Below are 15,038 nucleotides of genomic sequence, written 5' to 3'. Positions count from 1 at the left end.
TGGCGGGATGGGCGTGGGTTCAACGGAAGACAGCCAAGACGGCAAGACGGGGGTGTTTCGCCGCAAGGTGCTTTACATCTCCGGCTATGACCCGTTCCCCCCGCGCCGCTACCGCGAACTTTACCGCAAGGAAGGTGCCGCGCAGGCCGCGATTTCCGGCTATGGGCTGACGATCACGCCTCGGGCTGGGGAAACCTATGGCTGGCGCGTGGCATCCGTGATGGAGCGCCCGGCCGAGGCCGAGGTGGAGATTCTGGTCTGGTCTGACCTTGTGCGCGGGTCGATGCGGGCTGGGGTGGCGGCGACGTTCTTGCAACTGGTGCGAACGGCATGGGTCTATGGGGCATCGGGGGCGCTCTGGCGGCTGATAGGGCTGCGCAAGGGGCCGATGATTGCGGCGCTTTACCCGGCGGTGCTTCTGGTGCTGCAAGCGGCGCTGGCGGTCATGGTTGGCGCGCTGATGCTGCGGCTGTTGCCCGCCTCTGGCTTCGGGCTGGAGTGGGGGCTTGCGGCCTTTGCCGTCTGGGCGGTGCTGGAGGGGTTTCGGCGGATCGACCGGCGGCTTTTCGTCTATTACCTGATCCATGACTATGCCTTTACCGCCAAGGACCGCGGCGCCTATCCGGCAGTGCTGACCGCGCGGCTGGCCGAATTTCGGGCGCGGCTTCGGCAGGCGCTGGACAGCGGGGTTGATGAGGTGCTGGTCGTCGGCCATTCGTCCGGGGTGCATCTGGGGGTGTCGGTTCTGGCCGATCTGATCCGCGAGGGGCTGCCGGAAAACGCCCCCGCGCTTGGGTTTCTGTCGCTGGGACAGGCGGTGCCGATGGTGTCATTCCTGCCCGCTGCGTCAAAGCTTCGGGGTGATCTTGCCTTCCTGTCCCAGTGCAAGGACGTGACATGGGTCGATGTCTCGGCGCCGGGGGATGGGTGCAGCTTTGCGCTGTGCGATCCGGTTGCGGTAAGCGGTGTCGCGACCGACGGGCAGCGCTGGCCGCTGGTCATCTCGGCCGCGTTCAGCAAGACCCTCAGTCCCGCGCGGTGGCGGGCCTTGAAGCGGCGGTTCTTCCGGCTGCATTTCCAGTACCTGTGCGCGTTCGATCAGCCCGGGGATTATGACTACTTCCGCATTACCGCCGGCCCTGTGACGCTGGCGGATCGGTTCCGGGGCCGCAAGCCTTCGTCCAGCCGGATCACCGCAGCCCTCAGCCCTCACCGGAGCGTGGAATGACCGCGCCGGCACAGCCACCACATCCACGGCCGCCAAAGCCGCAGGCCAGGGCTGATCGGGTGTCGCTTTGGGGCTACCTGCGGCTGTTCCGGCGCGACATCCTTTCGGCGCAACCGGCGCGGCTTTACCGGGCGTGGATGGCGGAATTTCGGACCCCCTTCTTCCGCAGTTACCTGTGCAATGACCCGGCTCTGGTGCGGCGGGTTCTGGACGAACGCCCGACCGACTTTCCGAAATCGGGCCGGGTGACAGAAGGTCTGTTGCCGCTGCTGGGCCGGTCGGTCTTTGTGACCAATGGCGAGGAATGGCTGCACCAGCGGCGGATCATCGACCCGGCTTTTGAAGGCGGGCGGATGAAGGAGGCGTTCCCCGCGATCTGGGCCGCAGCCGAGGCGGCGGTGGCGCGGCTTGAGCCGGGTGAGGTCGAGGTGGAACTGGCCGCGAGCCATGCGGCTGCGGATGTGATCTTTCGCACCCTCTTCTCCCTCCCGATAGAGGACCGGGTGGCGCAGGCCGTATTCCACGAATTTCGCGCCTATCAACGGTCTCAGCCGATCCTGAACCTTGCGGCCTTCCTGCCCTTGCCGCGCTGGATGCCCCGGCTGCACCGCCGGGCGACCTTGCGATCGGCCGGGCTGATCCGGGGGTTGATCACCGGGCTGACCGCAGACCGCGCGGCGGCGATTGCTGCGGGCGGGGCGCCGGATGATCTGGCGACCAAGATCATGACCACACCCGATCCTGTAACAGGCGTGCCATTCGGGACGGCCGAGATGGTGGATCAGGTGGCGATCTTCTTTCTTGCCGGGCATGAGACCAGCGCGTCGGCCCTGGCTTGGGCGCTTTACCTGCTGGCCACCCATCCCGAGGTGCAGGACCGGGTGGCCGCCGAGGCTGCGGCGTTGGAGCCGGTCTTCGCCACGGTCGGGGGCTTGCGCTTTACCCGCGACGTCTTCCGCGAGGCGCTGCGGCTTTACCCGCCGGTACCGATGATGGTGCGGCAAAACCGGCAGGCCGAGGAGTTTCGCGGGCGGCAGGTGCGGCCCGGCGCGCAGGTGGTGATCAGCCCATGGCATCTGCAACGGCACGAACGGATATGGGCGAACCCCGACGGTTTTGACCCCGACCGCTGGGCAACGCCCGAAGCCCGGGAAAGCGCGCGTGAGGGGTATCTGCCGTTTTCACGCGGGCCAAGGGTCTGCCCCGGCGCAGGCTTTGCGATGCTGGAGGGAACGCTGTTGCTGGCCCATCTGGTGCGGGCGTTCCGGTTCGAGCCGGTGACGGGCAAGGTTCCCGTCCCGGTCGCGCATCTGACAGTGCGCGCACAGGACGGGATCTGGCTGCGGGTGACCCGGCGCTAGTCGCTGTCGCCCGCGATCTGGGCCAGCACCTGACCCTTGCCGCGCAGCCGCAGCAGCATTGGCACCACCAGCGCCAGCGCCGCTATGGCCAGAAGGCTGGCCGAAAGCGGGGTTGAAACCAGTGTCGTCCAGTCGCCCTGCGCAATGGCCAGCGCGCGGCGAAGCTGCTGTTCGGCCATCGGGCCAAGGATCAGCCCCACCACGACCGGCGCGATGGGGTAGCCGTAAAGCCTGAGGCCATAGCCAAGAAAGCCGAAGATCAGAAGCATGGTAAGCTCGACCGGCGAGGGGTTGACCCCGATGGTGCCAAGCGTGGCGAACATCAGGATACCGGCGTAAAGCCAAGGCCTTGGGATGCGCAGCAGCATGACCCAGAACCGGATCAGCGGCAGGTTCAGGATCAACAGCATGACATTCGCAATCAGAAGGCTTGCAATCAGCCCCCATACGAGCTGCGGCGCGGTGGCAAACAAAAGCGGCCCCGGTTGCAGGCCGAATTGCTGGAACCCCGCCAGCATGATGGCGGCGGTGGCCGTGGTCGGCAGGCCGAGCGTCAACAGTGGCACCAGCGTCCCTGCGGCGGCGGCGTTGTTAGCGGCCTCAGGCCCGGCAACGCCCTCAATCGCGCCGTGGCCGAACTCATCGGGGTGTTTCGACATGCGCTTTTCGGTGCCGTAGGACAGGAAACTTGCGATGTCGGCGCCGCCTGCCGGCATCGCGCCGATCGGAAAGCCGATGGCCGAGCCGCGCAGCCACGCGGGCCAGGACCGGCGCCAGTCGGCTGCGGTCATCTTGACCGAACCCTTGATCGCCTCGACCTTGTCGTGCAGGCCGTGGGTCTGTGCCGCGACAAAAAGGCATTCCCCCAAGGCGAACATGGCAACAGCCAGCGTGGTCACCTCGATCCCGTCCAGCAACTGCGGCACACCAAAGGACATCCGCGCCTGTCCGGTCAGCCCGTCAATGCCGATTGTGGCAAGGCCAAGCCCGATGAACAGCGATGTCAGACCCTTCAGCGTGGATTCGCCAAAGGCGGCGGCGACGGTGACAAAGGCCAGCATCATCAGGGCGAAGTATTCGCGCGGGCCGAAGACGAGGGCCAGTTTCACGATATGGGGGGCAAGGAAAGCCAGCGCCAGCGTGGCCAGAAGCCCCGCAACGAAAGACCCGACGGCGGCGGTCGCAAGGGCGGGACCACCGCGCCCGGCCTTGGCCATGCGGTTGCCTTCCAGCGCGGTGACGATGGAGGCGCTTTCGCCGGGTGTGTTGAGCAGGATCGAGGTGGTCGAGCCGCCATACATCCCCCCATAGTAGATGCCCGCGAACATGATCAGCGACCCGGCAGGGTCCAGCCCGTAGGTCACCGGCAGCAGAAGCGCCACGGTCAGCGCGGGACCGATCCCGGGCAGCACGCCGACCGCGGTTCCAAGCGTGACCCCGATAAGCGCGTACATCAGGATCATCGGCTGCATCGCGGTGCCGAGGCCCTGAAGCAGAAAGTCGAAGGTGCTCATTGGATCAGCCCCCGTAGATCAGCGTTTCAAGCAGTCCGCCCGGCAGGTTCAGCCGCAGGATGCCGTCGAAAAGGCCGTAAAGCCCGAAGGCAAGGGCGGTGCCGATTGGCAGCGTCACCAACAGGTTGCGCTTGCCGAAGGCGGCGGCGGTGGCGGCGAAAAGAATGCCGGTGGCCAGCGAAAAGCCGACGACGTTCAAAAGCGCGATTTGCAGGACAAGGCCACCCCCGATCAGGATCAGTGGCACCGGGTTCTGGCGCGGCACGTCGGCCAGCCTGCCCCGGAAGGCCCCAAGAAACGTCGCGGCAGCAAGGACGATCAGCCCCCATCCCACCACCTTGGGCATGGCGGCCGGGCCGATCCCGGCATAGCCGCCCCGGTCGGGAATTGTGCTGGCATCCCACAACAGAACCGCGCCAAAGCCCGCCAGCAGGGCCGCGATGATGAACGCCGCCCCATCGGGGCGGCGTCCGGTTCCGGATTGTCCGGTCATTGCACCAGACCGATGTCCTTGAGGATCGCGGTCGTGGCCTCGATCTCCTTGGCGAGCTGCGCTTCGAAGTCAGCACCGGCAAGGTAGGTGTCGGCCCAGTTCTTCGTTTCCAGCGCCGATTTCCAGCCCGCCGACTTTGCCAGCGTGTCGATATCGGCCAGAACAGCAGCCTTTTGCTCATCCGACAGGCCGGGGGCCGCAGCGATCATGCGCCAGTTCTGGACGTTCACGTCATAGCCCGATTCCATCAGCGTCGGTGCATCGGTTCCGGGCCAGCGGGTATCGGTGGACACCGCAAGGATCCGCATCGAGCCGGCCTCGACCTGGGGAAGGAATTCACCCACGCCCGAGATGCCCGCCGTCACCTGATTGCCAAGGATCGCGGCAAGTGCTTCGCCGCCACCGGAAAAGGCGACGTAGTTGATCTTGGTCGGGTCGATCCCGGCTGCCTTGGCCAGAAGGCCTACGGTGATGTGGTCAACCCCACCCGCAGAACCACCCGCCCAGGAAACGGCGCCCGGATCGGCTTTCATCATCTCGACCAGATCGTTGATGGTCTGGAGTTCTGAAGCGGTGGGGACGGCGATGGCCACGGCCTCGCCGGTCAGACGGGCGATGGGGGTGACATCGGCCAAGGACACGGGTGACGCGTTGGTCAGGATCGCGCCAACCATCACATAGCCACCGACGATCAATTGCGTGGCATCGCCCGAAGTTGATGCGGCAAACTGGGCCAGCCCAACGGTGCCGCCCGCGCCGGGAACGTTCTGGACCTGCACATTGCCCGAGATACCTTCGGCAACCATCACTTCCTGAAGCGTGCGCGCCGTCGCGTCCCATCCGCCGCCGGGCGCCGCCGGGGCCATGATGACATAGTTCTCTGCAAAAGCAGCGGTGGCGGTGGCAACGGCAAAGGCCGCGCCAAGAATGGCGTGTTTCATGTCTTTCTCCTCCCGTGGCACACTTGGTGCCGGATCAGTGCCGGGCGGCGCCTCCTCGCGCCGGTCCCATGGGCCAAGTGCAACACAGAAACCTGTCAGGAAGCTGACAGGGTCTGGCAGCCAGTGGCGCGCCGGCCTTGGATCAGGGCGGCGCGGCCCCTTGCAGGGCCGCTGTCCAGCGGGCAATCAGCCGCGCGCGCTTGGACTGGTCAAGATAGGCCAGAAGGCCGGGGCTGACCGGAACCGGGCGAAGCTGTTCACCCAAGGCCGCCTCCATTGCCCGGGCCGAATTGTCGCCCGACACCTCAAGCGAGATGGCGGCAAGCCGAAGCTGGTCGGCCATGATGGTCTGACCTTCACGCCCCATCAGAAAGGCAAGAAAATCAGTGCCAAGGTCCGGTCTTGCCGCGGCGCGCGGCACAAGGCCGACACGGCTTACGACCACGGTGAAATCCTTGAGCAGCAGCAACCCAAGGTTCGGTTCGCTGCGCGCGCGGGCATCGGCGTAAGAGCCGAGGATGTTGTAGCCAAGCGCCAGCCGCCCGTCCGCTACCCGGTCGATGATGTCCTGACTGGTGGCAAAGGTCTGCAAGCCAGCCCGCCCCATCGCCGCGACAAGCGACCAGATGTCCGCGAAATGTTCGGCGTCGCGCGCAAGGTAAAGATAGCCCACCGCTGACCGTGTCACATCATAGGTGCCGATCCGACCCATGGCTTGCGGGCGCGACAGCCAGTCGATCACCTCCAGCCGCGATTCGGGCGGGCCGTCGGGGAACGAGGGCTTGTGCCAGACCAGAACCCCCGGCTCGAAGGTGAGGGCAAAGGCCATGTCACGCCAGTTTGCCCAATCGGGCCAGTCGCGGGCCAGTGGCACCGAGACCGGCTGGGCGTAGCCGTCATTGGTCAGCTTGACCTGAAGGTCCATGCCCGAGGAAAACACGAAATCGGCGGTTGCGGTGCCAGCATCGGTTTCGCCGATCACCCTTGTGGCGATGTCGGCAGCAAGTAGATCGTCGTATATGACGGTCACGCCGGGGTTGCGGGCCTGAAAGGCCATGATCAGTGGCGTGGCAAGGGGTTGATCAAGGGTGGAATAGATGGACAGCACATCGCGCCCATTCCCCGGTGCGGGGTAATGCGTCGGTTCCGCCCCCGCGACAGAGGCCAGACCAAGAAGCACGGAAATGAAGCGCCACATGGGCCAGAGCCTGCCCGAAGCCGGGGCCACGCTCAAGCGTTGACGCATGCCTGCGGAGTTCAGCTTGATTCCCAAGGGGGATTTCCTTGTGAAAGACGCGTCCCTGCCCATTGGATGGATGGCTTTCGATTTCTTTAAGCCTGCATTAGGCTTTGACCCCGGGGGAAACGATGCGCCTTTTGCTTGTCGAGGATGATCTGCCATTGGCCGAGGCGCTGACCGCACTTCTGGCCGGGTCGGGCCATGCGGTCGATTGTGTGCATGATGGGCTGGCCGCCGAAGCCCTGCTGCGTGCCGAACAGTTTGAACTGGTGATCCTTGATCTGAACCTGCCCGGGCTGGACGGGCTAAGCCTTTTGCGCCGGATTCGCGCCCGCACGCCTTCGCCCGCCGTGATGATCCTGACCGCGCGGGGTGCGCCGGAAGAACGGGTCCGTGGGCTTGATCTTGGGGCCGATGACTACATGGCCAAACCCTTTGACGTGCGCGAGTTCGAGGCGCGGGTCCGGTCGCTTTTGCGGCGGCAGGCGGGGTTGAAGTCTTCGCTTGTCCGGCTGGGTGGGGTGACACTGGACCTGACAACGCGGCAGTTTCGGGCTGAGGATGTCGATCTGGACCTGCCACCCCGTGAACGCGCGCTGTTGGAACTGTTCTTCCTGCGCGCGGGCAAGGTGGTGACAAAAGAGGCGATCGTGCAGTCGCTGACCTCATTGGACGATCTTCTGTCCGACAATGCGATTGAACAATATGTCTCACGCCTGCGCCGCCGCATTGCGCCTTTCGGCCTGGTCTTGCGCACGGCGCGGGGGCTTGGCTATCTGCTTGAAAAGCCGGCGGAGGGGGGATGAGCAGCTATTCCCTGCGGCGTCGGCTGCTGGTGTGGCTGACGCTGGCCACCACCGCGCTGGGCGTCATTGCGCTGGTCGATACATGGCGCGAGGCGGTGCGGACCGCGCAGGGGCTCTCGGACCGGGTGCTGGAAGGCTCTGCCCTTGCGATTGCCGAACGGGTGACGGTGGACGAAGGCGGCGGGCTGGAAGTGGACGTGCCGTTTTCCGCGTTGGAAATGCTGGCCTCGGCGGCCGAGGATCAGGTGTTTTACCGGGTGGACGCACCTGCCGGGCAGTTCCTGACAGGTTACGAGGCCTTGCCGCTTGTTGCGCTGGGGGCGGAGGGGATCGGCTTTTCCGACGGGTTCTTCGGCGCGGTGCCGATCCGCAGCGCCACGCTGTTGCGGCGCATCTCGACCGGGTCGGAGGCGGTGGCCTTCACGGTGACGGTGGCGGAATCGACGCTGGCGCGGTCCGAACTGGCGCGGACGATCCTGATCCGGTCAGCGCTGCGGATCCTTGCGTTGATGCTCTGCACGGTGACGCTGGTCTGGCTGGCGGTGACATTGGCCTTTCGTCCGTTGGACCGGCTGGGTGCCGCGATTGCCGAACGCACACCCGACGATCTGCGACCGCTGACGGCAGACGTGCCGGTCGAGGCAGCCCCGCTTGCCCGGGCGATAAACAGCTTCATGGCGAGGCTGGAAAGCGCGGTGGCGGCGCTGCGGCACTTTACCGGGAATGCCAGCCATCAGTTGCGCACGCCATTGGCGACCCTGCGCACCCAGCTGGCGCTGGCCCGCCGCGCGGGCGACAGCGCGCAGGCCGCGGCTGCACTGGACAAGGCCGATGCGGCCCTTGTGCGGGCGGAACGGGTGCTGGCGCAGCTACTGGCGCTGGCGCGGGTTGATGCGGCGGCGACCGGGTTGACGCCCGGCCCAGTCGACCTTGCCGGGCTTGCGCGCGACCTTGCCGGCGAGGTGCTGCCGCGCGCGGCAGAGGCGGGTATCGACCTTGGGTATGAGGGGCCAGGCGAAGCCGAGGTGATGGCCGAGCCGGTGCTGGTATCCGAACTTCTGCGCAACCTTCTGGATAACGCCCTGCGCTACGGCGGCGCTGGCGCGGTGGTCACGGTGCGGGTCAGACCAGAGCCGGATTCGGTTGTCCTTGAGGTCGAGGACAACGGACCGGGCTTGCCGCCTGATCGTCTGGCGCAGCTTGGGTCAACCGCTCAACCGCAACGTATGGCGCGGCAGATGGGGGCCGACACTGACTCCGGTGCGGGGGGGTATGGTCTGGGGTTGGCAATCGTCGGTGAGATCGCCGCACTTTTCGGCGCAGGTTGCGCCTTCCTGCCCGGCACGGGAGGGCGTGGTCTGCGGGTCAGTTGCCGCTTTCCAAAACGCGACCCGATCTGGGTCGCATGAAGCCGCATGCCTTTCAGGCAATCAGAGTATCTCGACCCGGTAGCTTTCGATCACTGTATTGGCGAGCAGCTTTTCGCACATCGCCTGAACCTCGGCCTCGGCCTTGGCGGGATCGGTCTGGGTCAGGTCAAGCTCGATCACCTTGCCCTGACGCACGCCGTTCACGCCCTGAAACCCCAGGGAACCAAGCGCGTGGCGCACAGCCTCGCCCTGCGGATCAAGGACGCCGGATTTCAGCATGACGGTGACGCGGGCTTTCATCGGGGCCTCCGGGATTGGTCTCGCCCGTCCTTAGCGAAGGGGCGGGCAGGGGGCAAGAGGATGGTCCCGGCGCAAGGATGCTTCGGCGCAAAATCTTGTTGCAGAATCTTGTCGCAGAATCTTGTCGCTGGGGGCAGGTCAGTTGATCAAGGTCGGCTTGGTGGTATGGGTCACGTTTGACGGCATGACGCCAAGCCTCCGCGCCAGTTCGGAATAGACATCCGACATCGGTTGCGGATCGGGCAGGGTTCCATCGGGGCGTTCGGGCAGACGCATATCCCACAAGCGGCAGTTGTCGGGGCTGATCTCGTCGGCCACGATCAGGCGCATGTAGTCGCCATCCCAGACCCGGCCGACTTCGATCTTGAAATCAGCCAGCCGGATGCCGACACCCATCATCACGCCGGACAGAAAATCATTCACCCGAAGCGCCAGCGCGATGATGTCGTCAAGATCCTGCTGGTTGGCCCAGCCGAAGGCGACGATGTGTTCTTCAGCCACCAAAGGGGCGTTCAGGCGTTCGTCCTTGTAATAGTATTCCACGATGGGGCGCGGCAATTGCGTGCCTTCGGGGATTCCCAGCCGTGCCGTCATCGGCCCGGCGGAAAAGTTGCGGACAACCACTTCAAGAGGAATGATCTCGGCCATCCGCACCAGTTGTTCGCGCATGTTGATGCGGCGGATGAAATGGGTCGGCACCCCGATCTGGTTCAGCCCGGTCATGAAGAATTCCGACAGGCGATTGTTCAACACGCCCTTGCCTTCCAGCGTGGCCGGGGCCGCGACGGTGGGGGCGCTGTCATCCTTGAAGTACTGGATCAGCGTGCCGGGTTCCGGGCCTTCGTAAAGGATCTTCGCCTTGCCCTCGTAGACCTTCTTGCGCCGTGCCATGCATGCTCCGATGACGGGTCTTGCGTGGAACCCTTGGTCCCTTCGCAGTGTTCCTTTGGCCTATAGTCCAAGGGTCGCGCGCTCGCAAGGCGCGCAAGGCGGGTGGCAATGGCTGGGTTGGAGGCTGCGCCGGGGCCAATGGGGCTTGCAGCGCGGCGAGCGGATGGGCATATGGAAAGAAACCTTGAACCCACGCCTGAACCCATGGGGGCCGCGATGACCACGTTTGACGACCGCGAGAACGCTTTTGAAAACAAGTTCGCCCATGACAGCGAAATGCAGTTCCGGGCCGAGGCGCGGCGCAACAAGCTGGTCGGCCTCTGGGCGGCAGAACTTCTGGGCAAGACCGGCGATGACGCGGCGGCCTATGCGATGGAAGTCGTGAACGCAGATTTCGAGGAAGCCGGGATCGAAGATGTGGTGCGCAAGCTGGTTGGCGACCTTGGCGACAAGGTCAGCGCCGACGCAATCCGTGCCAAGATGGCTGAAATGCTGCCCATCGCCAAAGCACAACTGATGACCGAGATCTGATCACTGGTCCTTGACCTCCGAAGGGCGCGGCTCCGTATTCGGTCCGCGCCCTTTGCATGCCTGACTTTCCGTGTCCGGCTGTCGGTCGCTGATGGCAACTCTTTCCGCCGCCCGCTGGTCTTGAAGTTGAGGCGGCGGCCATGATGTAATGCGGAATATGAATTTGCCTCTCTCCGCTTGACATGGCAGAGAAACCTGAAAGCTAACCTGAAGGGATCCCGATCATGTCCGACGCGCTTACCCGAATGCTCGCCTCGCGCGATTGGCTGATGGCTGACGGGGCCACCGGGACTAACCTGTTCAACATGGGTCTGGAATCAGGCGAGCCGCCGGAGTTCTGGAACACCGACAAGCCGGACAATATCCGCAAGCTGTACCGGGGTTCGGTCGAGGCGGGGTCGGATATCTTCCTGACCAATACCTTCGGCGGCAATGCCAGCCGGTTGAAACTGCACGGTGCGCAAGGCCGGGTGCATGAGCTGAACCGGATCGGGGCCGAACTCGGGCGCGAGATTGCCGACAAGGCCGGTCGCCCGGTGGTGGTGGCGGGATCGGTCGGCCCCACGGGCGAGATCTTCGAGCCGATGGGGACGCTGACGCATGAGCTGGCGGTCGAGATGTTCCATGAACAGGCGGAAGGGTTGAAGGCTGGCGGTGTCGACGTCCTTTGGGTCGAAACGATCAGCGCCTTTGAAGAATACCGCGCCGCCGCCGAAGCCGCAGCGCTGGCCGGCATGCCGTGGTGCGGCACGATGAGCTTTGATACCGCAGGCCGCACCATGATGGGCGTAACCTCCGCCGCGATGGCCGAAATGGTAGAGAAACTGCCAAACCCGCCGATCGCCTTTGGGGCAAATTGCGGGGTGGGGGCATCCGACCTGATGCGCACGCTGCTTGGCTTTGCCTCGACCGGCACCCAGCGACCGCTGATTGCCAAGGGCAATGCGGGCATCCCGAAATACCACGACGGCCATATCCACTATGACGGCACGCCGGAACTGATGGCGGAATATGCCGTGCTGGCGCGCGATGCCGGGGCGCGGATCATCGGCGGCTGCTGTGGCACCATGCCCGACCATCTGCGCGCGATGCGTGAGGCGCTGGAGACGCGGCCCAAGGGTCCGCGCCCGACGCTTGAGGATATCTCGTCCAAGCTGGGCGGGTTTTCTTCAACCTCGGACGGGACGGGCGATACCTCGGGCGAGCCAAAGCGCGAAAGGCGCGGGCGTCGGGGGTAGCATCTGAAACCGCAAAGGAATCCCGGGCTTCGTGGCTAAAACAGGCTGAGTTGATCGCCCGCCCGAGCTGGCGGGCGGAACAGATCGGTCCGCAAGGGTGGCAGGCCACTTCCCAGCCCCAGTCGCTTGCGCGCCAGATCGGCCCGGCGGTGGATCAGGTCTGCCCACAGGCCTTGTCCTGTCATGCGTTTGCCAAACTCGGGGTCGTAATCTCGCCCGCCGTGCAACTCTCGCACCCTGCCCATCACGCGTTGGGCGCGGTCGGGGAAGGTTGTCTCAAGCCAGCTGCGAAAAAGGTCCGCCACCTCCATCGGCAGGCGCAGCGGGATGGAGTTGGCGAAGGTCGCCCCTGCCTCGGCACCCGCTGTCATGACGGCTTCCAGTTCGTGATCCGTCAGCGCCGGGATCAGCGGGGACACCTGCACCCGCACCGGGATGCCCGCCGATGCCAGCGCCCGGATCATCGCCAACCTGCGGCGCGGTGACGGCGCGCGTGGTTCCATCTTGCGGGCAAGGCCTTCGTCCAGCGTGGTGACCGAAACCGACACAGCCGCCAGCCCCGCCGCCGCCATTGGCGCGATCAGATCGATGTCGCGTTCTATGGTCGTGCCGCGCGTGGTGATCCAAACCGGGTGCTGAAAGGCCACCAGCACCCCCAGCAACTGCCGCATCAACCCGTGGTCACGTTCGACCGGCTGATAGGGGTCGGTGTTGGTGCCGATGGCGATGGGGGCCACCTTGTAGGACGGGCGGCGCAATTCGGCGTCCAGCACATCGGCAATGCCGGGCCGCGCGATCAGCCGTGTTTCGAAATCAAGGCCCGGCGACAGGTTCAGGAAGGCGTGGCTTGGCCGGGCATAGCAATAGATGCAACCATGTTCGCAGCCGCGATAGGGATTGATCGACCGGTCAAAGGGCAGATCAGGGGACCGGTTGTAGGTGATGGCCGACCGCAGGCGTTCAAGGCGAAGCTCGGTGCGGACCAGCCGGTCGTCTTCTGGCAAGTCCCAGCCATCGTCATGCGCTTCATGGGTTCGGGACTCGAACCGACCGGCGCGGTTGCTGCCTGCCCCGCGTGCGCGCAGCTTTTGGCCGGGAAGGATGCCGTCACCTGATGTCATCGCCGAAATCTAGAACAAGACAGGAACATTCTCCACAACTTTCCTACGCGCGACCGCTTTCTGTCGGCTTTCATCCGGTGTATGTCGCTTGCCGAATAGTGGATCGGTCGCTTTAGGATCATCCACTGAACAGGAATTTCCGCGTGGAGCGCCCCAATGGCCGACGAAGACGACATCATCCTGTCCGAACTGTCTGATGACGAGCTTGTCTTGCAGATGCATGACGACCTTTACGACGGTCTGAAGGAAGAGATCGAGGAAGGCGTCAACATCCTGATCGCCCGCGGTTGGACGCCATATGACGTCTTGACCAAGGCTCTGGTCGCCGGGATGACCATCGTTGGCGCCGACTTCCGCGATGGCATCCTGTTCGTGCCGGAAGTGCTGCTGGCCGCCAACGCGATGAAGGCGGGGATGTTCATCCTCAAGCCGCTTCTGGTGGAAACCGGCGCGCCGCGGATGGGCAAGATGGTAATCGGCACCGTCAAGGGCGACATCCATGACATCGGCAAGAACCTTGTCGCGATGATGATGGAAGGCGCGGGGTTCGAGGTTATCGACCTTGGCATCAACAACGCGGTTGAAAAGTATCTGGATGCGCTGGAGCGTGAGCAGCCCGATATCCTTGGGATGTCGGCCCTGCTGACCACGACGATGCCCTACATGAAGGTCGTGATCGACACGATGAAGGAAAAGGGCATGCGCGAAGATTACATCGTGCTGGTCGGTGGCGCGCCTCTGAACGAGGAATTCGGCAAGGCAATCGGTGCCGACGCCTACTGCCGAGATGCCGCTGTTGCGGTCGAGACGGCCAAGCAGTTCGTCGCGCGCAAGCACAACCAGCTGAGCGCCTGATCGGGCGCACGGCTCTGTGATCCCGGACGGTCTTGCGAAAGTCGCGTCCGGGGCGCAAGTTGGAGGTCAGGGGGGCAAGTCATGCCACTGACACATTTTCTGGGCCTTGTTGCACTCGTCATCCTGGCGGCAGGGGCCACGCTTGCTTTGGCGGTCTGGTCGGGGCTCCCGCTTGCGGCAATTGCCTTCGCGGCCCTTTCGGCCAGCCTGATTCTGGCTTGGTCGCGCGTTGGTCGCTAAGGGGCTGTCCGCAGGGACCGAGATGGATGATCTGATACTCAGCGAAGCGGGGTTGGCTCCTGCGCGGTCCGGGCAGGTTCTGCTGATCGCCTGCGGTGCGCTTGCGCATGAGATCGTGGCGCTGAAGGCCGCGAATGGCTGGACGCACCTGGACCTGCAGTGCCTGCCCGCAAAGCTGCACCTCTGGCCAGACAAAATCACCCTTGCCGTTGCGGCTGCTGTTGAAGAAGCCCGCGGGCGCTACGAGAAGATCTTCGTTGTCTATGCTGATTGCGGCACTGGTGGCCAATTGTTCGAAAAGTGCAAGGAACTTGGCGTCGAAATGGTCGAAGGCCCGCATTGTTATTCGTTCTTTGAAGGTAACGAACGCTTCGCCGCCCATGCGGACACTGAATTCACCGCCTTTTACCTGACCGATTTCCTCGTTCGACAGTTTGATGCCTTCGTCTGGAAACCGATGGGACTGGATCGGCACCCTGAACTGCGCGACATGTATTTCGGCAATTACACGAAGCTGGTCTATCAGGCACAGATCGACGATTCGGCGCTGGACGCGAAGGCAGAAGATTGTGCGCGGCGGCTGGGGCTGGCCTATGAACGGCGGTTCACTGGCTATGGTGATCTGGCCGCTACGCTGGACCGCGTCGCCCGGTAGTGATCCAGCACGAACACCCGGATCGCCGAGGCGAGCCCCTCATCACCGCTGCGGGCTGTGTCGATTTCGGCAGCCAGTTCATTGATCGGCTGCCCGCGCATGGCGGCAATCTCGCGAAACGCGACCCAGAATGAATCTTCCAGCGATACCGACGTGCGGTGACCGTGGAGGGTGAGAGAGCGCTTGATAGGGCGGGCGGTCATGCCCAAGCCATAGCGCAATGGTCGGGTGTGGACAAAATCCTTCGAAGGATT

Annotated in this window: 17 protein-coding genes; 9 read left to right on the top strand and 8 right to left on the bottom strand. The window is 64.4% G+C overall.

Annotation, left to right across the window (positions count from 1 at the left end):
- Window positions 1-7 precede the first annotated feature (7 nt).
- Complete coding sequence (locus tag QUV21_RS08500) at window positions 8-1,228, top strand: hypothetical protein (protein ID WP_300854225.1); 1,221 nt, start codon at window positions 8-10, stop codon at window positions 1,226-1,228.
- On the top strand, window positions 1,225-2,589 hold the full coding sequence (locus tag QUV21_RS08495; protein ID WP_300854224.1) for a cytochrome P450: 1,365 nt from the start codon (window positions 1,225-1,227) through the stop codon (window positions 2,587-2,589). The genes QUV21_RS08500 and QUV21_RS08495 overlap by 4 nt, the downstream gene beginning before the upstream one ends.
- Here QUV21_RS08495 and QUV21_RS08490 read toward each other — a convergent pair.
- From QUV21_RS08490 to QUV21_RS08475, 4 genes are all read right to left on the bottom strand, one after another.
- Complete coding sequence (locus QUV21_RS08490; RefSeq protein WP_300854223.1) at window positions 2,586-4,103, bottom strand: tripartite tricarboxylate transporter permease; 1,518 nt, start codon at window positions 4,101-4,103, stop codon at window positions 2,586-2,588. The two genes, QUV21_RS08495 and QUV21_RS08490, sit on opposite strands and share 4 nt — an antisense overlap.
- A gap of 4 nt (window positions 4,104-4,107) precedes the next feature.
- Window positions 4,108-4,596, bottom strand: coding sequence for a tripartite tricarboxylate transporter TctB family protein (locus tag QUV21_RS08485; RefSeq protein WP_300854222.1), 489 nt, complete (start codon window positions 4,594-4,596; stop codon window positions 4,108-4,110).
- Window positions 4,593-5,537, bottom strand: coding sequence for a tripartite tricarboxylate transporter substrate-binding protein (locus QUV21_RS08480; protein ID WP_300854221.1), 945 nt, complete (start codon window positions 5,535-5,537; stop codon window positions 4,593-4,595). The genes QUV21_RS08485 and QUV21_RS08480 overlap by 4 nt, the downstream gene beginning before the upstream one ends.
- 142 nt (window positions 5,538-5,679) lie before the next feature.
- On the bottom strand, window positions 5,680-6,735 hold the full coding sequence (locus QUV21_RS08475; protein ID WP_300854220.1) for an ABC transporter substrate-binding protein: 1,056 nt from the start codon (window positions 6,733-6,735) through the stop codon (window positions 5,680-5,682).
- 170 nt (window positions 6,736-6,905) lie between these two features.
- Between QUV21_RS08475 and QUV21_RS08470 the strand changes: the two genes are divergently transcribed.
- Both QUV21_RS08470 and QUV21_RS08465 read left to right on the top strand, forming a co-directional pair.
- Window positions 6,906-7,583: a response regulator transcription factor gene (locus QUV21_RS08470; RefSeq protein ID WP_300854219.1), complete on the top strand. Its 678-nt coding sequence runs from the start codon at window positions 6,906-6,908 to the stop codon at window positions 7,581-7,583.
- Window positions 7,580-8,992, top strand: coding sequence for a sensor histidine kinase N-terminal domain-containing protein (locus tag QUV21_RS08465; protein ID WP_300854218.1), 1,413 nt, complete (start codon window positions 7,580-7,582; stop codon window positions 8,990-8,992). The genes QUV21_RS08470 and QUV21_RS08465 overlap by 4 nt, the downstream gene beginning before the upstream one ends.
- Window positions 8,993-9,013: 21 nt before the next feature.
- Here QUV21_RS08465 and purS read toward each other — a convergent pair whose 3' ends face one another.
- Complete coding sequence (gene purS, locus QUV21_RS08460; protein ID WP_300854217.1) at window positions 9,014-9,253, bottom strand: phosphoribosylformylglycinamidine synthase subunit PurS; 240 nt, start codon at window positions 9,251-9,253, stop codon at window positions 9,014-9,016.
- Between the two features lie 138 nt (window positions 9,254-9,391).
- Window positions 9,392-10,144, bottom strand: coding sequence for a phosphoribosylaminoimidazolesuccinocarboxamide synthase (locus QUV21_RS08455; RefSeq protein WP_300854216.1), 753 nt, complete (start codon window positions 10,142-10,144; stop codon window positions 9,392-9,394).
- Window positions 10,145-10,360: 216 nt separating this feature from the next.
- On the opposite strand from QUV21_RS08455, the gene QUV21_RS08450 reads away from it, so the two are divergent.
- A complete protein-coding gene (locus QUV21_RS08450) occupies window positions 10,361-10,675 on the top strand; it encodes a DUF1476 domain-containing protein (protein WP_300854883.1) in 315 nt (104 codons plus the stop codon).
- A gap of 224 nt (window positions 10,676-10,899) precedes the next feature.
- A complete protein-coding gene (bmt, locus tag QUV21_RS08445; protein WP_300854215.1) occupies window positions 10,900-11,913 on the top strand; it encodes a betaine--homocysteine S-methyltransferase in 1,014 nt (337 codons plus the stop codon).
- A gap of 35 nt (window positions 11,914-11,948) precedes the next feature.
- On the opposite strand, the gene QUV21_RS08440 is transcribed toward bmt, so the two are convergent.
- Window positions 11,949-13,034: a PA0069 family radical SAM protein gene (locus QUV21_RS08440; RefSeq protein ID WP_300854214.1), complete on the bottom strand. Its 1,086-nt coding sequence runs from the start codon at window positions 13,032-13,034 to the stop codon at window positions 11,949-11,951.
- A gap of 156 nt (window positions 13,035-13,190) precedes the next feature.
- Here QUV21_RS08440 and QUV21_RS08435 point away from each other — a divergent pair, with 156 nt between their 5' ends.
- The 3 genes from QUV21_RS08435 to QUV21_RS08425 all read left to right on the top strand — a co-directional run bounded on the left by QUV21_RS08435 (window position 13,191) and on the right by QUV21_RS08425 (window position 14,784).
- On the top strand, window positions 13,191-13,889 hold the full coding sequence (locus tag QUV21_RS08435; RefSeq protein WP_300854213.1) for a B12-binding domain-containing protein: 699 nt from the start codon (window positions 13,191-13,193) through the stop codon (window positions 13,887-13,889).
- Window positions 13,890-13,970: 81 nt separating this feature from the next.
- Window positions 13,971-14,129 carry a hypothetical protein gene (locus tag QUV21_RS08430; protein ID WP_300854212.1) on the top strand — a complete coding sequence of 53 codons (159 nt, stop codon included), beginning with the start codon at window positions 13,971-13,973 and terminating at the stop codon, window positions 14,127-14,129.
- Between the two features lie 22 nt (window positions 14,130-14,151).
- Window positions 14,152-14,784 carry a DUF1638 domain-containing protein gene (locus QUV21_RS08425; protein ID WP_300854211.1) on the top strand — a complete coding sequence of 211 codons (633 nt, stop codon included), beginning with the start codon at window positions 14,152-14,154 and terminating at the stop codon, window positions 14,782-14,784.
- Here the strand turns inward: QUV21_RS08425 and QUV21_RS08420 are convergent.
- On the bottom strand, window positions 14,742-14,987 hold the full coding sequence (locus tag QUV21_RS08420; RefSeq protein ID WP_300854210.1) for a ribbon-helix-helix domain-containing protein: 246 nt from the start codon (window positions 14,985-14,987) through the stop codon (window positions 14,742-14,744). The two genes, QUV21_RS08425 and QUV21_RS08420, sit on opposite strands and share 43 nt — an antisense overlap.
- Window positions 14,988-15,038: the final 51 nt, after the last annotated feature.

This window comes from Tabrizicola sp. (assembly GCF_030373185.1).
Lineage (GTDB): Bacteria > Pseudomonadota > Alphaproteobacteria > Rhodobacterales > Rhodobacteraceae > Tabrizicola.
This window is presented reverse-complemented; position numbering and strand designations above follow the sequence as displayed.

Excerpts from the sequence above, each read along its gene's own strand:
- QUV21_RS08500 (WP_300854225.1), top strand. The coding sequence starts at position 8 with ATGGGCGTGGGTTCAACGGAAGACAGCCAAGACGGCAAGACGGGGGTG.
- QUV21_RS08495 (WP_300854224.1), top strand. The coding sequence starts at position 1,225 with ATGACCGCGCCGGCACAGCCACCACATCCACGGCCGCCAAAGCCGCAG.
- QUV21_RS08490 (WP_300854223.1), bottom strand. The coding sequence starts at position 4,103 with ATGAGCACCTTCGACTTTCTGCTTCAGGGCCTCGGCACCGCGATGCAG.
- QUV21_RS08485 (WP_300854222.1), bottom strand. The coding sequence starts at position 4,596 with ATGACCGGACAATCCGGAACCGGACGCCGCCCCGATGGGGCGGCGTTC.
- QUV21_RS08480 (WP_300854221.1), bottom strand. The coding sequence starts at position 5,537 with ATGAAACACGCCATTCTTGGCGCGGCCTTTGCCGTTGCCACCGCCACC.
- QUV21_RS08475 (WP_300854220.1), bottom strand. The coding sequence starts at position 6,735 with ATGTGGCGCTTCATTTCCGTGCTTCTTGGTCTGGCCTCTGTCGCGGGG.
- QUV21_RS08470 (WP_300854219.1), top strand. The coding sequence starts at position 6,906 with ATGCGCCTTTTGCTTGTCGAGGATGATCTGCCATTGGCCGAGGCGCTG.
- QUV21_RS08465 (WP_300854218.1), top strand. The coding sequence starts at position 7,580 with ATGAGCAGCTATTCCCTGCGGCGTCGGCTGCTGGTGTGGCTGACGCTG.
- purS (WP_300854217.1), bottom strand. The coding sequence starts at position 9,253 with ATGAAAGCCCGCGTCACCGTCATGCTGAAATCCGGCGTCCTTGATCCG.
- QUV21_RS08455 (WP_300854216.1), bottom strand. The coding sequence starts at position 10,144 with ATGGCACGGCGCAAGAAGGTCTACGAGGGCAAGGCGAAGATCCTTTAC.
- QUV21_RS08450 (WP_300854883.1), top strand. The coding sequence starts at position 10,361 with ATGACCACGTTTGACGACCGCGAGAACGCTTTTGAAAACAAGTTCGCC.
- bmt (WP_300854215.1), top strand. The coding sequence starts at position 10,900 with ATGTCCGACGCGCTTACCCGAATGCTCGCCTCGCGCGATTGGCTGATG.
- QUV21_RS08440 (WP_300854214.1), bottom strand. The coding sequence starts at position 13,034 with ATGACATCAGGTGACGGCATCCTTCCCGGCCAAAAGCTGCGCGCACGC.
- QUV21_RS08435 (WP_300854213.1), top strand. The coding sequence starts at position 13,191 with ATGGCCGACGAAGACGACATCATCCTGTCCGAACTGTCTGATGACGAG.
- QUV21_RS08430 (WP_300854212.1), top strand. The coding sequence starts at position 13,971 with ATGCCACTGACACATTTTCTGGGCCTTGTTGCACTCGTCATCCTGGCG.
- QUV21_RS08425 (WP_300854211.1), top strand. The coding sequence starts at position 14,152 with ATGGATGATCTGATACTCAGCGAAGCGGGGTTGGCTCCTGCGCGGTCC.
- QUV21_RS08420 (WP_300854210.1), bottom strand. The coding sequence starts at position 14,987 with ATGACCGCCCGCCCTATCAAGCGCTCTCTCACCCTCCACGGTCACCGC.